The 17880-nt window shown below is 43.0% G+C and carries 18 protein-coding genes; 14 read left to right on the top strand and 4 right to left on the bottom strand.

Features of this window, described 5'->3' with window-relative positions:
* The first annotated feature begins 32 nt into the window (after nucleotides 1–32).
* Genes gshB through ruvX form a run of 3 tightly spaced genes read left to right on the top strand, consistent with a single transcriptional unit; the run spans nucleotide 33 to nucleotide 2046 of the window.
* Complete coding sequence (gene gshB / locus ACSSVW_RS10190; RefSeq protein WP_454179243.1) at nucleotides 33–986, top strand: glutathione synthase; 954 nt, start codon at nucleotides 33–35, stop codon at nucleotides 984–986.
* 25 nt (nucleotides 987–1011) lie between these two features.
* Nucleotides 1012–1569 carry a YqgE/AlgH family protein gene (locus ACSSVW_RS10185; RefSeq protein WP_036966093.1) on the top strand — a complete coding sequence of 186 codons (558 nt, stop codon included), beginning with the start codon at nucleotides 1012–1014 and terminating at the stop codon, nucleotides 1567–1569.
* A 27-nt stretch (nucleotides 1570–1596) separates the two neighbouring features.
* Nucleotides 1597–2046, top strand: coding sequence for a Holliday junction resolvase RuvX (ruvX, locus tag ACSSVW_RS10180; protein ID WP_036966089.1), 450 nt, complete (start codon nucleotides 1597–1599; stop codon nucleotides 2044–2046).
* Here ruvX and ACSSVW_RS10175 read toward each other — a convergent pair.
* Genes ACSSVW_RS10175 through ACSSVW_RS10165 form a run of 3 tightly spaced genes read right to left on the bottom strand, consistent with a single transcriptional unit; the run spans nucleotide 2043 to nucleotide 5103 of the window.
* A complete protein-coding gene (locus tag ACSSVW_RS10175) occupies nucleotides 2043–2915 on the bottom strand; it encodes a hypothetical protein (protein ID WP_065979692.1) in 873 nt (290 codons plus the stop codon). The genes ruvX and ACSSVW_RS10175 overlap by 4 nt on opposite strands.
* On the bottom strand, nucleotides 2915–4048 hold the full coding sequence (locus ACSSVW_RS10170; protein WP_036966084.1) for a PilT/PilU family type 4a pilus ATPase: 1134 nt from the start codon (nucleotides 4046–4048) through the stop codon (nucleotides 2915–2917). Before ACSSVW_RS10170 ends, ACSSVW_RS10175 begins: the two co-directional genes overlap by 1 nt.
* Nucleotides 4049–4062: 14 nt before the next feature.
* A complete protein-coding gene (locus tag ACSSVW_RS10165) occupies nucleotides 4063–5103 on the bottom strand; it encodes a type IV pilus twitching motility protein PilT (protein ID WP_421418843.1) in 1041 nt (346 codons plus the stop codon).
* A 2-nt stretch (nucleotides 5104–5105) separates the two neighbouring features.
* Between ACSSVW_RS10165 and ACSSVW_RS10160 the strand changes: the two genes are divergently transcribed.
* From ACSSVW_RS10160 to ACSSVW_RS10120, 9 genes are all read left to right on the top strand, one after another.
* Nucleotides 5106–5819: a YggS family pyridoxal phosphate-dependent enzyme gene (locus ACSSVW_RS10160; RefSeq protein WP_454179242.1), complete on the top strand. Its 714-nt coding sequence runs from the start codon at nucleotides 5106–5108 to the stop codon at nucleotides 5817–5819.
* 17 nt (nucleotides 5820–5836) lie between these two features.
* Nucleotides 5837–6658 carry a pyrroline-5-carboxylate reductase gene (gene proC, locus ACSSVW_RS10155; protein ID WP_454179241.1) on the top strand — a complete coding sequence of 274 codons (822 nt, stop codon included), beginning with the start codon at nucleotides 5837–5839 and terminating at the stop codon, nucleotides 6656–6658.
* Nucleotides 6659–6682: 24 nt separating this feature from the next.
* On the top strand, nucleotides 6683–7216 hold the full coding sequence (locus ACSSVW_RS10150) for a YggT family protein (RefSeq protein ID WP_036966072.1): 534 nt from the start codon (nucleotides 6683–6685) through the stop codon (nucleotides 7214–7216).
* A gap of 56 nt (nucleotides 7217–7272) precedes the next feature.
* On the top strand, nucleotides 7273–7713 hold the full coding sequence (locus tag ACSSVW_RS10145; protein WP_065979690.1) for a DUF4426 domain-containing protein: 441 nt from the start codon (nucleotides 7273–7275) through the stop codon (nucleotides 7711–7713).
* Nucleotides 7714–7720: 7 nt separating this feature from the next.
* The gene (locus ACSSVW_RS10140; RefSeq protein WP_065979689.1) at nucleotides 7721–8320 is read left to right on the top strand and encodes an XTP/dITP diphosphatase; all 600 of its coding nucleotides are present in this window, start codon (nucleotides 7721–7723) and stop codon (nucleotides 8318–8320) included.
* Complete coding sequence (gene hemW / locus ACSSVW_RS10135; protein ID WP_036966064.1) at nucleotides 8317–9453, top strand: radical SAM family heme chaperone HemW; 1137 nt, start codon at nucleotides 8317–8319, stop codon at nucleotides 9451–9453. The genes ACSSVW_RS10140 and hemW overlap by 4 nt, the downstream gene beginning before the upstream one ends.
* 43 nt (nucleotides 9454–9496) lie before the next feature.
* Complete coding sequence (locus tag ACSSVW_RS10130) at nucleotides 9497–11332, top strand: DUF885 domain-containing protein (RefSeq protein ID WP_036966060.1); 1836 nt, start codon at nucleotides 9497–9499, stop codon at nucleotides 11330–11332.
* 99 nt (nucleotides 11333–11431) lie between these two features.
* A complete protein-coding gene (locus tag ACSSVW_RS10125; protein ID WP_036966057.1) occupies nucleotides 11432–12118 on the top strand; it encodes a hypothetical protein in 687 nt (228 codons plus the stop codon).
* Between the two features lies 1 nt (nucleotide 12119).
* Complete coding sequence (locus ACSSVW_RS10120; protein ID WP_454179240.1) at nucleotides 12120–13376, top strand: lipopolysaccharide biosynthesis protein; 1257 nt, start codon at nucleotides 12120–12122, stop codon at nucleotides 13374–13376.
* Here ACSSVW_RS10120 and ACSSVW_RS10115 read toward each other — a convergent pair.
* Nucleotides 13365–14081: an SIMPL domain-containing protein gene (locus ACSSVW_RS10115; RefSeq protein WP_065979686.1), complete on the bottom strand. Its 717-nt coding sequence runs from the start codon at nucleotides 14079–14081 to the stop codon at nucleotides 13365–13367. The two genes, ACSSVW_RS10120 and ACSSVW_RS10115, sit on opposite strands and share 12 nt — an antisense overlap.
* A 146-nt stretch (nucleotides 14082–14227) precedes the next feature.
* On the opposite strand from ACSSVW_RS10115, the gene ACSSVW_RS10110 reads away from it, so the two are divergent.
* Together ACSSVW_RS10110 and ACSSVW_RS10105 are read left to right on the top strand one after the other, a co-directional pair.
* A complete protein-coding gene (locus ACSSVW_RS10110; protein ID WP_454179239.1) occupies nucleotides 14228–16897 on the top strand; it encodes a bifunctional acetate--CoA ligase family protein/GNAT family N-acetyltransferase in 2670 nt (889 codons plus the stop codon).
* Nucleotides 16898–16912: 15 nt separating this feature from the next.
* Nucleotides 16913–17860 carry an ion transporter gene (locus ACSSVW_RS10105; RefSeq protein WP_036966045.1) on the top strand — a complete coding sequence of 316 codons (948 nt, stop codon included), beginning with the start codon at nucleotides 16913–16915 and terminating at the stop codon, nucleotides 17858–17860.
* Nucleotides 17861–17880: the final 20 nt, after the last annotated feature.

The following is a 17880-nucleotide window of genomic DNA, read 5'->3' as shown; positions in this document are numbered from 1 at the left end:
ACAGTATGGCAATACCATTGAAAGGCAAAAACATGGCAATTAAGTTAGGCATAATCTCTGATCCTATTAGTGGCTTTAATATTAAAAAAGACACTGGCTTCGCAATGATGATGGAAGCACAAAAACGCGGTTACGAACTTTACTACATGGAAATGGACGACCTGTCACTGCGCCAAGGTCAAGGCTATGCCACAGCAGCAAAAGCCCGTGTATTTGATGATGTAAATCATTGGTATGAGCTTGAAGAAAAAGCCTCCATTGCCCTTGCTGATTTAGACGTAATTTTAATGCGTAAAGATCCTCCTTTCGATACCGAATATATTTACGCAACTTATATTTTAGAGCGTGCAGAACAAGCAGGCACTTTGGTTATCAACAAACCACAGAGTTTACGTGATGCCAATGAAAAACTGTTCACCGCTTGGTTTAGTGAGCACACTCCAGATACGCTCGTAACACGAAGCCAAGCCGATATTCGTGCATTTTTAGCTGAGCATAAAGACATTATCTTAAAGCCATTGGACGGTATGGGGGGAGCGTCAATTTTCCGCGTTAAAGAAGATGACGCGAATATTGGTGTTATTTGCGAAACGTTGACTGAACATGGTAGCCGTTTTGCCATGGCACAAAACTATATTCCAGAAATAAAACAAGGCGATAAACGCGTATTAGTCGTTGATGGTGAAGTCATGCCATACTGCCTTGCTCGCATTCCTCAAAATGGCGAAACGCGCGGCAATCTTGCGGCTGGCGGGCGTGGCGAAGCACGTCCAATTAGTGATTCAGACCGTAAAATTGCTGAAGCTGTCGCACCGACACTAAAAGCGAAAGGGCTTATTTTTGTTGGTTTAGATATTATTGGCGACCGCCTAACAGAAATCAATGTGACGGCACCAACCTGTGTCAAAGAAATTGAAGCCGCTTACAACATTTCAATTACTGGTCACTTATTTGATGCCATTGAGAGAAAACTGAGCCATACTTAATTAAACCTAACAAAAGGGGCGACCTATGCAGTCATTAGAGAACCATTTCTTAATCGCGATGCCAAGCATGCAAGACCCTTTTTTCAAGCGTGCTGTTACTTATATTTGTGAGCATAATCAAGATGGTGCGATGGGCTTGGTGATTAACCAGCCTATCAATATCACGGTGGGTGAGTTACTCGATAAAATCGAGATTGATAACGACAAGACGCAACAAGCCGCAGGCCGCGCAGTGTTCGCCGGCGGCCCCGTGAAAACGGATCGCGGCTTTGTACTGCACTCGCCTAAGCCGGGCTACACGGCGAGTCAAAAGCTCAGTAGTGATATTATGATCACCACCTCAAAAGATGTGCTCGCAACTCTCACCACAGCGCAAGCACCCGAGCAGTTTATTATCACCTTAGGTTATGCCGGGTGGGATCAAGGACAACTTGAACAAGAACTACTTGAAAATGCGTGGCTAATCATTAAAGCTGACCCTGAGATTATTTTTAATACCCCCGTAGAAAAACGCTGGGAAAAAGCGGTTTCTATGCTGGGTTTTGATGTCAGTCAACTAAGCTCTGAAGCCGGTCACGCTTAACCTAAACGCACTAATTAAACGGCAACTATGACAAAACGCACTTTTAAGCCCATCGGTGAACGCACTGTAATGGGCTTTGACTTTGGTACCAAAAGCATTGGTATCGCCATAGGTCAAGAGTTAACAGGGACAGCCTCTAGCTTACAAGCAGTGAAAGCAAAAGACGGCATCCCAGACTGGCAACTTATTAAAAAACAGGTCGATGAGTGGCAACCTGATTTGATGGTTGTTGGCTTGCCACTCAATATGGATGGCACCACGCAAGATGTCACATTCAAAGCCAAAAAGTTTGCAAACCGACTACACAATCACTTTGCGATTCCGGTTGAAACCCAGGATGAAAGACTCACCACGGCAGATGCCAAAGCGCGCTTATTTGAACAAGGCGGTTACAGAAATCTAGGTAAGGGTAACGTGGATAATATGTCTGCGGTGATTATTCTTGAAAGTTTCTTTGAACAGTTTTATGGCGACTAAGGTTGTTTATTAATAACCGTATAGTGTGTTAAATCAGGAATAAAGCCTGCCTCGCGGTAGGCTTTTTCTATTGCACCCGCCTCGCGTAATTGCTGCAAGCCTTTTTGCAAAGCCGTATACGCTGCTTTGCCATCGGGGTGTTTCTTCGAAATAATAAAATGACGACTATCATTTAGCTGCAGTAGCACATCAGGCACCGCGACAAGGTTAATATCTTCCAGAATATAGCGATTATTTAAACTTGGCATTAAGGGCATCATCACAAAATCAACCCATTGCATTGATACCATTCGGACTTGGCTCAGCCACTCATCTTCGCGCAGTAATTCTTTTAGCGGTAACGCAGACAGTGTCTGCCAATCGGTTTGCCAGCGTGGTGTAGAAACCGCCGTTAACTGAGAAAAGTCAGACAGCTGGTTTATCTTAAATACTTTTTCATTACGAGGAGAAGTATATACCCCCGCAAAATACTCCCCTTCGCGGATCACCGGGGCTGACACATACACATCCCGTGTCAACTTATTTGCATCGAGTGACCACACACTGTCAAAACTAATAAGCAACTTACCATTTTCTAACAGTTTGGTGTTTCGGTAATTGATATTGCCTTTGTGATATCGAAAAGGCTTGGTAAATCCCCCCAATATCAAAGCTTGCTGGGCAATGATCATATCAACCACATCACGACGAATATACGCGCCGCTAAAGTCTTTTACTTCAATAGGCTCTCGCCCTTTTAAAAACCGGCTGTAATCATCAAACACATCATCGCGAATAAAAATAACCACTTCATTTGCATCAATACTGTGCGCGGGCAGCGCACAACTCAACAGCAATAACACAGCGATTAAATTTATTCGCAACAACATCAGTCCTCACTCTTACCATCAAGGCCATCAATGGTGACGCCCTGTAAGAATCCCGCGCCCTTTTGTTCATTATTTTGCAGCTTAATCATCAAGCGTAAGTCGTTTGGTGAATCAGCATGATGCAAGGCATCGGCATAATTGATGCGATGTTGCTTGTAAAGTTCGAACAAAGCTTGGTCGAAGGTCTGCATTCCCATTTCTTTCGATTTTGCCATGGTCTCTTTTATTGAGCCAATATCGCCGCGCTTAATAAGCTCCGCAACCATAGGAGAATTAAGTAAAATTTCAATGGCAGCAACGCGCCCTTCCCCATCAGAGGTCGGCACTAATTGCTGCGCGACGATGGCACGTAAGTTAAGTGCTAAGTCATACTTAAGCTTATCGTGCTTTTCTTTTGGCACTAAATGCATGATACGGTCAATGGCTTGGTTAGCATTATTAGCATGCAGTGTTGCCACACATAAATGCCCTGTTTCAGCAAAGCTTAATGCGTATTCCATGGTTTCTTGCGAGCGAATCTCACCAATCAAAATGACATCAGGCGCCTGACGCAGTGAGCTTTTCAACGCCGACTCGAAACTCTCGGTATCAAGGCCCACTTCACGTTGAGTAATGATACTTTTACGATGTTCATGGACAAATTCAATCGGGTCTTCAATAGTCAAAATGTGCCCGCGCTGGTTTCGATTACGATAACCAAGCAGTGCCGCAAGCGAGGTTGATTTACCCGTTCCCGTGCCACCTACAAACAGAACTAAACCCCGTTTCGCCATGATCACATCGGTAAGAATAGAGGGTAAGCCTAAATCAGTAACATCAGGGATGGTGGTCACTATTCGACGAATAACCATGCCAGCCCGATCGCGCTGCCAAAATGCCGAAACACGGAAACGGCCTTCATCGTTAGCAATCGCAAAGTTACACTCTTTGGTGTCGTGAAACTCTTTGCGCTGCTTCTCGTTCATCGCTGACTCAACCATAGCAAGTGCGCTTTCATCAGAAAGTTTCTCGTCACTTAACGGGATGAGTTCACCATTAATTTTCGCACTTACTGGCAGCTCACTTGAAACAAATAAGTCAGAGCCGTTTTTAGTAATCATCACTTTTAAGTAATGATTTAAAGGTAAAGACATGTCAACTTTCTCCGTTAGCCACCAAATTGAGTTTTATCTTGCGCCTTCGCACGCGCATCCGCGTTTGTAATAATCCCATAGTTCACTAGATTTGCTAAACATTGATCCATGGTTTGCATGCCATGAGATGCTCCCGTTTGAATCGATGAGTACATCTGCGCAATTTTATCTTCACGGATCAGGTTTCGTATTGCAGGCACACCAATCATGATTTCATGTGCAGCCACTCGCCCGCCCCCTACTTTTTTAAGCAGTGTTTGCGAGATAACAGCCCGTAATGATTCAGACAACATTGAGCGCACCATGTCTTTTTCTTCACCTGGGAAAACGTCAATAATACGGTCGATTGTTTTTGGTGCCGAGGTCGTATGCAAAGTGCCAAAAACCAAGTGACCCGTTTCGGCCGCGGTCATAGCAAGACGGATAGTTTCTAAGTCACGTAACTCACCAACCAAGATAACATCTGGGTCTTCACGCAACGCACTGCGCAGCGCATTCGAGAAACTGTGAGTATCACGGTGCACTTCACGTTGGTTAATCAGACTCAGTTTGTTATCGTGAACAAATTCGATAGGATCTTCAATCGTGAGAATATGATGATGCTTAGTTTGATTAATGTAATCAACCATTGCCGCTAAGGTAGTTGATTTACCCGAACCCGTAGGCCCAGTAACCAACACTAAACCACGCGGGTTATCGGAAATGGTTTTAAAAATATCTGGCGCACCTAAATCATCAAGCGTTAATACTTCGCTGGGGATAGTACGGAATACCGCCGCAGGACCACGGTTTGAATTAAAAGCATTAACACGAAAACGCGCAAGATTAGGGACTTCAAATGAAAAATCCACTTCTAGGTTTTGTTCATAGTCCTTACGCTGATTATCGTTCATAATATCGTAAACCAGACTATTTACATCTTTTTGTTCTAATGCTGGAATATTAATACGACGCACATCGCCATCAACGCGTATCATAGGTGACACACCCGATGATAAGTGTAAATCCGAGGCTTTGTGTTGCACACTAAAGGCCAATAATTCGGTAATATCCATTTATGACTCCACAACCAACTGATAATTATATGGTTACAATAGCAGAACGACTCAAATCCGCCTACGCAAGAATTGCCCTAGCTGCAAAAAATAATCAACGCGATGAACACGCTATTAGCTTGTTAGCAGTTTCAAAGACTAAACCAGTCGAAGGTATTGTGGCTGCCTACCAGCACGGCCAACGCCAATTTGGTGAGTCTTACGTGCAAGAAGCCGTGACAAAAGTCACTGAACTTGCCCACTTAACAGACATAGTTTGGCACTTTATTGGTCCCATTCAGTCCAATAAAAGCGCCCAAGTGGCCACACATTTTGACTGGGTACAAAGTGTCGACCGTACAAAAATAGCCAAACGTCTTAACGAGCAAAGACCAAAAGACAAAACACCACTGAACGTATTAATCCAAGTTAATATCAGTTTAGAAGAGGCTAAGTCAGGCTGCCACCCTGATGAGCTAATGTCACTGGCAGAATTTATTAGTGGCTGCGATAATTTATGTTTGCGTGGCGTGATGGCTATCCCAGCCAAAACCGACGATGCACAGCAACAATTACAATATTTTGAGCAATTAAGCGCTTGCTTTGATAAACTAAAGGCCCAATATCCCCAAGTAGACACCTTGTCGATGGGTATGAGTAACGATGTTGAAGCAGCAATTGCAGCTGGTTCAACCATGGTACGCATTGGCACGGATATATTTGGCCAACGAAATTAAAAGGTGATAACAGACATATGTCAGATAAAAAAATCGCATTTATAGGCACGGGTAACATGAGCTACGCCATTATTGGCGGCATGGTAAAGAACGGTTTTGCAGCAAAAAACATCATTGCAACCAATCGCAACCAAGAGAAATTAGCTAAGGTTGCTGCTGATTTCGGGGTGCAAACCACCGCGGATAACAACGCGGCACTTCGTGATGCAGATGTGATTGTATTGTCTGTTAAACCACAAATGATGGGCGATTTATGCCAATCATTCCAAGATTCAGGCGTTGATTTTAGCCACAAGCTATTTATCTCTGTCGCGGCAGGTTTAACCGTAAATCGTTTACGTGAAATGCTGGGCCAAAAGGTAAAAATGGTTCGTTGTATGCCAAATACACCGTCATTACTTGGTCGTGGCGTGTCGGGTCTATTTGGCGCTGACGAAACCACAGAAGAGCATGAGTTTGTACAGCAAGTATTTGAATGTACAGGTATTGTTGTATGGGTCGAGCAAGAGTCGCAAATAAACGATATCATCGCCGTTACCGGCTCTTCGCCCGCTTACTTTTTCTTATTTATGGAAGCCATAGAAGAAAAAGCAAAAGCACTTGGCTTTAGTGATGAAGATGCACGCCGCTTAGTACAACAAACGGCGCTAGGTGCAGCTGAAATGGCCCTATCACAACCTGAAATCAGTATTTCACAGCTGCGTGCAAACGTCACATCAAAAGGCGGTACAACTCACGCAGCCGTTGAGCACCTGAAAGCACAAGGCCTTATTGGTACCGTTGCCGATGCAATGGATGCCTGTATTGCCCGCGCAGAAGAAATGGAAAAAGAACTTTAAGCTTACTTTGTTGAAGGTAAAACTATGCAAGCCATGCAATTCCTCGTTGAGATTATTTTTGATCTCTTTTTAATGGTGGTCCTTTTACGCTTTTGGTTACAAGCGGCAAAAGCTGACTTTTATAATCCGATTAGCCAGTTTGTGGTAAAAGCCACATCGTTTGCAGTAAACCCATTACGTAAAATCATTCCAGGGTTGGGTGGCTTTGACATCGCGTCGTTAGTCCTTGCGTATTTAGTCGCAGTGGCAAAGCTTAGTGCCGTCTTTTTACTGTTTTATGGTGGTTGGGCTGCCGCGCCTGTCTTTGTGACTGCGTTAATCACGGTCATAAAAGAAGGGTTAAACTTACTATTTTGGGTGTTAATTATTCGTGCTTTATTAAGCTGGGTAAGCCAAGGCTACAACCCTATTGAAGCGGTTTTCCACCAGCTAACTGAACCTATGTTACGCCCTATTCGTAAAGTTATACCACCACTGGGTGGTTTAGACTTGTCAATTTTAGTACTGATCATTGCCTTGCAGTTCTTACAATTTTTATTAATTGATTTGATTGGCTAAACATTGAGTATCTAATTTAGAGGCCGTAAGGCCTCTTTTATTAAGTGAGAAATACCATGAAACAGATTATTCTTTTTACCTTACTTGCCCTCAGTTTATTCACAACAGCAGCGAAGGCTGAACAACAAGCCGGCGCACAATATAAAATACTTGGTCCATTTGAAGTACATTACATCGCTTTTCCTTCAACCTTTATACAACCCGACATTGCCAAAAACTACGATTTAGTGCGCAGCCCAAGCAAAGGAATTATTAATATTTCGGTGCTAAAAAACAGCGATAAAACGGCGCAAACTGCCACACTAACAGGCACGGCACGTAACCTACTCGGCAATAGTAAACAACTTGAATTTAAAGAAGTTGTTGAAGGCGATGCGATTTATTACCTTGCACAAATCGACTACAGCAATGAAGAAATTTACCGTTTTAATATCGAGATTAATAAAAACGGCAAAGTACAAACTCTGACATTTCAGCAAAAATTTTACGTAGATTAATGCCCCTATGAACAACACTTTAGTTTTAGCCACGGGTAACCCTGGCAAAGTAAAAGAGCTGGCGAGCATGCTTAGCCCGCTTAACATTAATGTGGTTCCACAAAGCGATTTTCAGGTTCCTGACGTGCCAGAAACAGGCACTACATTTGTTGAAAACGCGATAATAAAAGCGCGTCATGCAGCAAAGATTACTGGGCTGCCTGCAATTGCAGATGATTCTGGCCTCGAAGTCGATGGCTTACATGGCGCACCAGGTGTTTATTCTGCACGTTTTGCTGGCGAAAATGCCAGTGACCAAGACAACATTGATAAACTTTTAAGCGAGCTGGCTGATAACCCTGTACGTAGCGCTCGTTTTTGGTGTGTTCTGGTTTTAATGCGCCATGCTGATGACCCGACACCGCTTATTTGCAGTGCGAGCTGGGAAGGTGAAATCACGCACAGCCAAGATGGCCAAGGCGGTTTTGGTTATGACCCCATCTTTTATGTGCCTTCAGAACAATGCACCAGCGCACAGCTGACAAAAGAGCAAAAAAATGCCCTGAGCCACCGCGGCCAAGCACTTAAGCAACTACTTGCGCAATTGCAGCAAAAAGGCGGCCTGTGAGTTTACCCCCGTTAAGTTTATATGTGCACGTACCGTGGTGCGTGCAAAAGTGTCCGTACTGCGACTTTAACAGCCATGGTCAAAAAGGTACGATCCCCGAAAAAGAGTATGTTCAACACCTAATTGATGACTTAAAAGCGGATTTACATTTAGTACAAGGGCGTAAAATCCACAGTATTTTTATAGGTGGCGGCACGCCAAGTTTACTCACAGGTGAGGCATACACCCGCTTACTTGGTGAGGTCGATAGATTAATTGGCCTGAGTGAAAACTGCGAAATCACTTTAGAGGCCAACCCAGGCACTGTAGAAACAGGCCGCTTTAAAGAGTATGTCGCGGCTGGCATAAACCGAATTTCGATTGGTGTGCAAAGCATGCAGAACGACAAGCTGAAAGCCCTCGGCCGTATACATGGCGCGGATGAAGCAAGCTATGCAGCAAAACAAGCACACCAAGCTGGGCTCAACAGTTTTAATTTAGATTTAATGCATGGTTTACCTGGGCAGTCTCTTGAGGATGCACTTAGTGACCTTGAAAAAATCATCGCATTAAATCCCCCGCATATTTCGTGGTATCAATTAACAATTGAACCTAATACTCAGTTTGCATCAAAACCCCCCACGTTACCGCACGACGATATATTGTGGGACATTCAAGAACAGGGACAAGCACTCCTTGCAGATGCAGGTTATCAGCAATACGAGATTTCTGGCTATGCGAAACCCGGCTACCAATGTCAACATAACTTAAATTATTGGCGATTTGGCGATTATCTCGGTATTGGCTGTGGGGCCCATGGTAAGGTGACTGACGCAAATACGAAGATCATCACGCGTACAGTAAAAGTTAAACATCCGCGTGGTTATATGGATCTCGCAAAGCCTTATTTGTACGAACAATGGCAGGTTGCTGACGATGATTTAGCGTTTGAATTTTTTATGAATCGTTTTCGTTTAGTTGAGCCTTGCCCAAAAGGTGATTTATCTTTGCTTACAAATTTGTCACTGCAAAGCCAAGAACAAGCCTTGAACGAAGCAATTAAAAAAGGCTTACTAACAGATAATAAAAACAATTGGCAAGTCAGTGCAAAAGGCCAGCGCTTTTTAAATGACCTGCTAGAATTGTTCGTTTAAGAATTCTATTAATAATTAAATTTCTAACAAGAAAGGAACGATAATGCGTAAACTGACCTTCATCGCTGCAGCGGTAAGTGTTGCATTACTTGGCGGTTGCCAACAAATGCAAGAACAACCAACCCCAGCGCCCACTGTACAAACCCAACCTGTACAAAGTGAAATCGATAAAGCGAATGCGTTTTTTGAAGACACGTTTAACCGTGATGTAATGAAAAGCCCTGTTTATCAAACATACATGGGTATCAAAAAAGATTACGATAAATGGGATGATGGTAGCGAAGAACGCGTTCTTGCAGACTTTGAGCAAACCAAAGCTGATCTTGTCGCTTTAAAAGCAATTAACCGCGAACTATTAGATGACGCGACAAAAGTAAGCTACGACCTAAAAAAACAAGCACTTGAAAATGAAATTGCAGATTTTAAATGGCGTCATTACAACTACCCTGTAAATCAAATGTTTGGTGTTCATTCGATGATCCCTGCATTTTTAATTAACCAACATCAAATTGCTGATGTCTCAGATGCGAAAGCGTATATCTCTCGCTTAAACGGCGTAACGATGGTTATTGATCAGCTAATCAAAGACCTCGACGTGCGTGCTGATAAAGGTATCATCGCACCTAAATTTGTATTCCCACATGTCATTGATTCAAGTAAGAACATTCTACATGGTGCACCATTTGATACAGGTGAAGACTCAACTCTTTTAGCTGACTTTAAACGTAAAGTTGCCGCATTAGAGATTAGTGAAAGCGAAAAATCAGCGCTTATCAACGATGCAGAAAAAGCACTAAAAGCGGCTGTTAAGCCTTCTTATACGAAGTTAATTAACTATTTAGCGCAGTTAGAAAAACGCGCTGACGAGCGTGATGGTGCGTGGAAATTCCCAGATGGTGAAACGTTCTACAACAATGCCCTTGCACGCACAACAACAACCGATTTAACAGCAAAAGAAATCCACTCAATTGGTTTAGCTGAGGTTGCACGTATTCACGACGAAATGCGCGCGATTAAAGAAAAAGTAGGCTTTGACGGTGACTTAAAAGCATTCATGCAATTCATGAAAACTGATAAGCAGTTCTACTACCCAAATACAGCGGAAGGTAAACAGCGCTACCTTGATGAAGCGACAGCCCTCATTGATAACATGAAATCTCGCTTAGATGAGCTTTTCATTGTTAAACCAAAAGCCGATTTAAAAGTAAAAGCTGTTGAAGCATTCCGCGAAAAAGCAGCAGGTAAAGCGTTCTATCAACAACCTGCGCCAGACGGCTCTCGCCCAGGTATTTACTACGCAAACCTTTACGATATGGAAGCAATGCCAACTTACCAAATGGAAGCACTTGCTTATCACGAAGGTATTCCGGGCCACCACATGCAAATCGCCATCGCACAAGAACTTGAAGGCGTGCCTAAGTTCCGTAAGTTTGGTGGTTACACTGCGTATGTTGAAGGCTGGGGCTTATACTCTGAGCTAGTACCAAAAGAAATGGGCTTATATGAAGACCCATATTCAGACTTCGGTCGCCTTGCAATGGAATTATGGCGTGCGTGTCGCTTAGTTGTTGATACCGGTATCCATGCGATGAAATGGACACGCCAACAGGGTATTGACTATTACGTTAATAACACACCAAACGCAACGTCTGATGGCGTTAAAATGGTTGAGCGTCACATTGTAATGCCGTCTCAAGCAACCGCTTACAAAGTGGGTATGTTAAAGATATTAGAGCTGCGTGAAGCTGCAAAAGAACAGCTGGGTGATAAATTCGATATTCGTGAGTTCCACGATGTTGTACTTAAAAATGGTGCAGTACCATTAAATGTACTTGAGAAATTTGTTGACCAGTGGGTTGCAAAAAAACAAGCTGCTTAAACTAAATAGACTTTAAAAAGGCCGCTCAGCGGCCTTTTTTATTTATTTAAACAAGTCGTTGAGCTATAAATGTATAAATAATAAAAAACGAGTATTTTCATGCAAAGCGCTATTGATCAATTGAACAGCCGACTTCAGCATCATCAATTAAAAGAACTGCTTAGCGATTACCAACGTTTATCGGGGGTTTTGCAGGCAGCGCAATTACAACACCTCTATCAACTAGCGTGCAGTAGTGAAGTAAAATACCTGTTTTTACAAAATGTTGCAGCGCACTTACTTGAGGCAAGCCCTTTGCCTCGCGAAGCGGTGAGCTTTATCGATGATATTGATAAGCTTAGCTTTTTCACGCCCGGTCTGAAATTTCAAAACGCGTTTAGTATCACCGATCAGCAAGGCAATACCCTGTTACATCACCTTTTTAGTCAATGTAGAGCAGACGCGCTACCATTTAACTACCTGCGCTCACTCATGCTCTTTGAAAGTAACGAAAGTTTAGCTGATGCTCTAACAACCCTAAACCATGATCAGTTAACGCCAATTGGCTGCTTTATCGCGTGTAATAAAAATACCCAGATGCTGGCAAAGCATGAGTTTTCAGCTCTGCTGGCCATGATGGAAGTTGACCAACGCCACAGTCCTTCCGCCGTAAATGCATTAATCTCTCAACTAAAAGCGTTTTACGCGCCGCATTTGCCAACAAATGCAGACTGTAAAGTTTTGCTGTGTGCAGCCTATTTACAAGTATCAACGAGTCAATTAATCACGGCACTTAAACAGTCGTAATATGAACAAAGATGTCGTCAAAGGCTTTTTGTCTTTAAGTAGTTTTACGGCCCTTAACCATGGCAGCCGTATCATTCTTACCTTGTGCTTGGCACGGTTACTTACCACTGATGAATTTGGTACTTTTGCTGCTTTATTAGCGCTGTGTGAAATTCTTCTACTGCCAGCCAGTATGGGTTTTTCCTCATCATTAATGCGCATTAGCTACCCGCTATACACACACCAACAACATGACTTATTACGTGGTTTAAGGCATGTTTATTTAGCAGCGTCGGCTATTTTTGGGGTGCTTTTTGTGGCCTCTATCGTTATTAGCTTTCAAGCAATTTCACCGCATCAAAGTGCCAAAGAACACGTTATTTATTTACTGCTACTAGTCCCGATTGGTGCCATTATGCAAAGTCAGTCTGCTTTTTTAGTGGCTTTAAATAAACCTAAAATCGGCCTTATCACCCAGCAATGCATTTTTGAACTGCTCAGCGCACTTTTATGTCTTTTGCTTTATTTTAGCTATGGCGAATTATCACTAGTCAGTATTTGTGTGTTGTTGTTTTGCAGTATGCTCTGCGTAGTGTGTTATCAATACTGGCTGATCAAAGGCATAATTGAACCACGTATCGCACGCTATCAAACGAAACAGTGGTGTAAAGATTCCTTAATCATGTTAGCAAGCGGTGCTGGTACAGTGCTGGTTGCCAAGCTCGATGTACTTCTTATTCATCATTGGTTTGGCGCGCAGGGCGTAAGTGTGTTTTTTCCTGCGGTTGTGATTGCAGGCTTGCTGACTATTTTAGGCAATGCCGCCAACCAGTATTTAAAACCGATATTAATGGCCGAAAACGATAATTCAAAAGCCGTTAGTGAATTAATGAGTGTACTGTGGCGATTTAATTTTGGCGCAATCATTATCCTAGCACTATTAGCAAAGCCACTGCTGAGCCTGTATGGCGAAACACAATTACAACAAGGTTTTTGGGTGCTTATGCTCATGTTACTCGGGCAACTTTTTCTGCCTGCACGCATACTCGCAAGCAATCTTATAAAATTAAAAGGCAATCCGCTGATTAATTTATACGTATTATTAGCGGCGACCAGCGTGACAATTTTAATGGCATTCATTTTAAAAGATCAGTGGGGTTTGCTGGGAGTTGCTATCGCATTTAGTGGCGGGTTTATATTAGGTGCTCTGAGTCGCATGGTGATAGTGTGCACTCACATGCGACTGCCTCTTGCTGTTGTATTTGGCTTAGTCAGATAAATAATATTCAACACTGGTCACCACGCGTACTTTTTTAAGTTGTGGTGTGTTTGAATCTCTATCATTAATCGAAAACTGGCCTTGATGCGCCGTTTTTATTTTGCCCAATTTAGACTGTGAGTCTTTGGCAAATTTCATGGCGACTTCACGTGCTTTCTCGGTCGCTTCTTGGACCATTTTTGGTTTAATTTCGTTTAAACCATTAAACAAATATTGAATGCGTGTTTCGTAATTATCTTGTACCACGGCAATGCCCTGCTTGGCTAATTGGCTAACTTGGCCCAAAGCATGCTGAACTTTTTCAATATCGCTAGAATATACAATCACATTTGAGCGAGCAATGTAGCGAAATTGCTGATTTTCTCCCCCATACTCTCGGGCTTGTTTATCAATAATTGATTGGCTGCCATTACTAATTTCTTCGTCATTAAAGCCGTGTAATTTTAAAAATGCCACCACCGCATCATTTTTATTCTCAATGCGTGCAACAAGCTTCTCTAGGTTATTATCGGCATCTGAAAATTGTAATGGCCAAATTACGGTGTCTGCAGCCACTTCCATTTCAGCAAGCCCTTTAACATTGACGGTGCGCTCCATTGCTTTGACATCAAGTGCCGCACTTTTCAATATAAAGCCAAGTCCCAGTAAACCTATTGCCAATGCCACAGCAGCAATAACAATATTAAATGGCTGTGCTTTACTCATGCCTTTCTCCTTGATATAGGTCACTGTTTTCGACTCGAAAAGTCACAGTAAACAGGTTATCTTATATGTATAAAAGGGTTATCTTATGTATATAAACTTAACAGACCCTGAAATGTTTACAACAATGCGCAAGCAAAGGACACAGCATGAGCGTTAAACGCATTAGCCAATTCTTTAATCCAACGTCAGTCGCTGTTATTGGCGCCTCTAATTCCCCTAACCGAGCCGGTTTTGTGGTAATGCGTAACCTTTTGCAAGGAGGCTTTAAAGGTCCAATCATGCCCGTGAGTCTAAATCACACGGCGGTGCATGGTGTACTTGCCTACCCAAGTATTGCCGAGTTACCAAAAATACCAGACCTTGCTGTTATTTGTACTAACAAAAATACCTTAATAAATATTATTAATGAGCTGGGTGAAATAGGCTGTAAACACGCGGTGGTGATTGCTGCGGGGCTTAACCCTGAGCAAAAGCTGGCTCTAAAAGAAGCCGCTTTAACGGCAAATGTATCTTTACTTGGGCCTAATTGCCTTGGCTTATTAATTCCGCATATTGGCTTAAATGCAAGCTTTTCGCACACAATTGCAAGCCCAGGTAAGCTCGCTTTTGTTTCGCAATCAGCCGCGGTGTGTTCAACCATACTTGATTGGGCTAAAAACAAAGAAATTGGCTTTTCGTATTTTGTCTCTGTTGGTGACTGTCTGGATATTGACTTTGATGAGCTCCTCGACTTCTTAGGCCGTGATGCTAAAACCAAAGCCATTCTTTTATATATTGATAACATTGAAGATATTCGCAATTTTATTTCAGCAGCCCGTGCAGCAGCATTCAGCAAACCTGTTATAGCCATAAAAACAGGTAAAACTAGCGCAGGGGCACTGGCCGCCGAAATACACACCGGTGGAACACAAAGTTCCGATGCTGTGTATGATGCACTCTTTCAACGTGCGGGGATGCTTCGCGTTAATGATTTGCGGGAGCTATTTGCAGCCACACAAACGCTGGCAATGCACCCAAAACTTCTAAAAGTTGAGCAACTCACTATTCTCACCAATGGCGGTGGGCCTGGTGTGATGGCCGTTGATACCTTATTACAAAGTTCAGGTAAGTTAGCAGAGCTTAGCGATGAAACACGCGCAGCGCTTAATAAAGTTATTCCACAATCAGAGATGACCTCAAACCCAGTGGATATTTTTGGCGATTCAGCACCAAAACGTTATCAACAAGCTCTAGAGATATTGCTGCAAGCAAAAGAAGTTAAAAATCTTTTGATTATTCATACTCCTTCGGCCCTTGCCCCTAGCGAAGATTACGCTGAAATTATTGTTGAAACACTGCAAAAAATTCCCAAAATGGCGCGCCCTTATGTGATGACCAATTTTATGGGAGAAGATGCTGCTTACGCTGCGCGTCGAGTGTGTGCCAATAATGCGATTCCCACGTACCGTACTCCTGAAGGCGCGGTGGGGGCATTTATGCACTTAGTAAGTTATCGTCGAAATCAAAAACATTTAACACAGACACCCGAATCAAATACAGATGATGCGAAAATAAATAAAGAAGCTGCCAAGGCGTTGGTCAATGAGTTTCTGCTCGATGAGCAAAGCTACTTATCAACACATCAGGCAAGCCAAATTTTAACCCACTATGGTATTGACTGTATTCAAACCGAAGTTGCTTACACGCCTACAGAGGCGAAAGAACAAGCCATTGAGCTTGGTTTTCCAGTGGCGTTAAAACTAATTAGCCCCAGTATTCCGTCTAAATCAGAAGTAGGCGGTGTGGTACTTAACTTAAACGATGCACAAGAAGTAGAGCAAACCGCCTTTGCGATGCTGCTTAGAATTAAAAACACCTATCCTGATGCGCATATAGAAGGATTTTCACTGCAAAAAATGGCCCCCCGTGCCGGCGCAAATGAACTGCGTATCGCCATTAAAACAGAGCCAAACTTTGGCCCTGTTATTTTACTTGGCGAGGCAGGCACAGGCCTTGAGTTTGGGCAAGCGGCGGTCGCGCTTCCTCCTCTTAATATGAATCTTGCGAAATATTTAATTGCAGCAGCCCACGACAAAGGCGTGTTAAAAGACCGCGTATTACCGGAAAAAGTCGATAAATACCGTTTATGTGCCCTACTTACTCGTATCTCACAATTGGTAATAGACCAGCCTGATATTACCAGCGTAGAGCTCAACCCTATCCTTGCTAGCAACGGGCAATTTTTAGTTCTTGATGCCACAATAAGCTTAAGCCGCTACAAAGCAAAAGCAAACCGCAAGCGCTTGTGTATACGCCCTTATCCCATTGAGTTGGTCAAAGAAGTAACTTTAAAAAACAATACTCAAGCTCAACTTAGACCAATAAAACCCGAAGATGAACAGGCGCACCTTGAGTTTGATCAATCGTTAACAAAAGAAGATCGCTACAAACGCTTTTTTGGCGAACTGCCACAGTTTAATCACGACCAACTGGCAAAAATGACACAAATTGATTACGACCGCGAAATGGCGTTCATTGTTAGCCAAGAGCAAAATGGCTCTGCATGCACGCTAGGCGTGTCTCGCGTATTGATGGATCCTGATAAACAAGAAGCCGAATTTGCAATTGTGGTACGCTCTGACTGTCAAGGTTTAGGGCTTGGCACTATACTCATGAATGCCGCTATTGAACATTGCAAAAGCCAAGGGGTTAATCGCATTGCCGGAATAACATTACCCGAAAACACCGGCATGATCGAACTTGCGCGTAAACTGGGCTTTAAAATTACCCGCGACTTTGAAGAAGGCAGCATCAATATGCTGTTAAATTTAACTTAAAAACGGATTAGAACGTTGCATCGCTTAAGAACTTATACCGCCCGTGTTTTTGAAGGAAACGGCAAGTATCGACGCCTAGGACGAGCACTCGATGTGTTCTTAATGTCACTTATCATGATCAATGTGGTGGCCATTGTTTTAGAATCTGTAAGTCACCTCGCTAAACAGTATAAGCATGAGTTTTTAATGCTCGAGCTTATTTCTGTCGGTATTTTTACGCTCGAATACATTTTGCGCCTTTGGTCATGTGTCGATAAAAGTGCCCACAAAGAGAGCCCGCTAACCAACTCTAAAATTCGTATTAAATACTTTTTTTCTCCCTTAGCACTCATCGACCTTATTGCCATTTTACCGACCTTGCTAATGGTTTTCGTCAGTGTTGATTTGCGCTTTTTGCGGGTACTACGTTTAATGCGTATCTTTAAACTCACCCGCTATTCTCGAGCTATGCAGCTGTTGTTACAGTCATTTCGCGATGAAAGTAGCTCTTTGCTTGCCGCTTTTTTCATTATGGCGGTTGTGCTGATCATTGCATCATGCGGAATTTATTTAATTGAGCACGATGTGCAACCCGACAAGTTTGGCTCTATTCCATCGGCTATGTGGTGGGCCATGGTCACTCTGACGACTGTAGGTTATGGGGATGTGGTGCCTGTTACTCCGCTTGGACGATTATTTGGGGGTGCCATTACCTTAGTCAGTATGGGAATGGTGGCAATTCCTACCGGTTTATTAGCATCCAGCTTTTCTGAGCAACTTCGTAAGCGCCGTTTGTTGTTTACTGATGCGGTGCATGAAGCAATGGAAGATGGTCATTTATCAGCGATTCAAGAAGAACACCTTGAGAATCTGCGTTACAAGCTCGGTTTAAGTAAGCAAGAAGCAAACAAGGCGATTCATAACGAACTTAAAAATCGTCACAGTAATCTTTATTGCCGTCACTGCGGTAAACGCCAAGATTAACAGTAAAACAGATAAAGCCC

This window comes from Pseudoalteromonas sp. MBR-15 (genome assembly GCF_053628915.1).
The sequence above is the reverse complement of the archived record's forward strand: the minus strand, read 5'-3'. Positions and strand labels throughout refer to the sequence as shown.

Bases quoted from the DNA above. Each gene is read 5' to 3' on its own strand.
- proC (WP_454179241.1), top strand. From the start codon at position 5,837: ATGTCAGATAAAAAAATCGCATTTATAGGCACGGGTAACATGAGCTAC.
- ACSSVW_RS10145 (WP_065979690.1), top strand. From the start codon at position 7,273: ATGAAACAGATTATTCTTTTTACCTTACTTGCCCTCAGTTTATTCACA.
- gshB (WP_454179243.1), top strand. From the start codon at position 33: ATGGCAATTAAGTTAGGCATAATCTCTGATCCTATTAGTGGCTTTAAT.
- ACSSVW_RS10165 (WP_421418843.1), bottom strand. From the start codon at position 5,103: ATGGATATTACCGAATTATTGGCCTTTAGTGTGCAACACAAAGCCTCG.
- ACSSVW_RS10125 (WP_036966057.1), top strand. From the start codon at position 11,432: ATGCAAAGCGCTATTGATCAATTGAACAGCCGACTTCAGCATCATCAA.
- ACSSVW_RS10185 (WP_036966093.1), top strand. From the start codon at position 1,012: ATGCAGTCATTAGAGAACCATTTCTTAATCGCGATGCCAAGCATGCAA.
- ruvX (WP_036966089.1), top strand. From the start codon at position 1,597: ATGACAAAACGCACTTTTAAGCCCATCGGTGAACGCACTGTAATGGGC.
- ACSSVW_RS10140 (WP_065979689.1), top strand. From the start codon at position 7,721: ATGAACAACACTTTAGTTTTAGCCACGGGTAACCCTGGCAAAGTAAAA.
- ACSSVW_RS10115 (WP_065979686.1), bottom strand. From the start codon at position 14,081: ATGAGTAAAGCACAGCCATTTAATATTGTTATTGCTGCTGTGGCATTG.
- ACSSVW_RS10110 (WP_454179239.1), top strand. From the start codon at position 14,228: ATGAGCGTTAAACGCATTAGCCAATTCTTTAATCCAACGTCAGTCGCT.
- ACSSVW_RS10150 (WP_036966072.1), top strand. From the start codon at position 6,683: ATGCAAGCCATGCAATTCCTCGTTGAGATTATTTTTGATCTCTTTTTA.
- ACSSVW_RS10170 (WP_036966084.1), bottom strand. From the start codon at position 4,048: ATGTCTTTACCTTTAAATCATTACTTAAAAGTGATGATTACTAAAAAC.
- ACSSVW_RS10120 (WP_454179240.1), top strand. From the start codon at position 12,120: ATGAACAAAGATGTCGTCAAAGGCTTTTTGTCTTTAAGTAGTTTTACG.
- ACSSVW_RS10160 (WP_454179242.1), top strand. From the start codon at position 5,106: ATGACTCCACAACCAACTGATAATTATATGGTTACAATAGCAGAACGA.
- ACSSVW_RS10130 (WP_036966060.1), top strand. From the start codon at position 9,497: ATGCGTAAACTGACCTTCATCGCTGCAGCGGTAAGTGTTGCATTACTT.
- ACSSVW_RS10175 (WP_065979692.1), bottom strand. From the start codon at position 2,915: ATGTTGTTGCGAATAAATTTAATCGCTGTGTTATTGCTGTTGAGTTGT.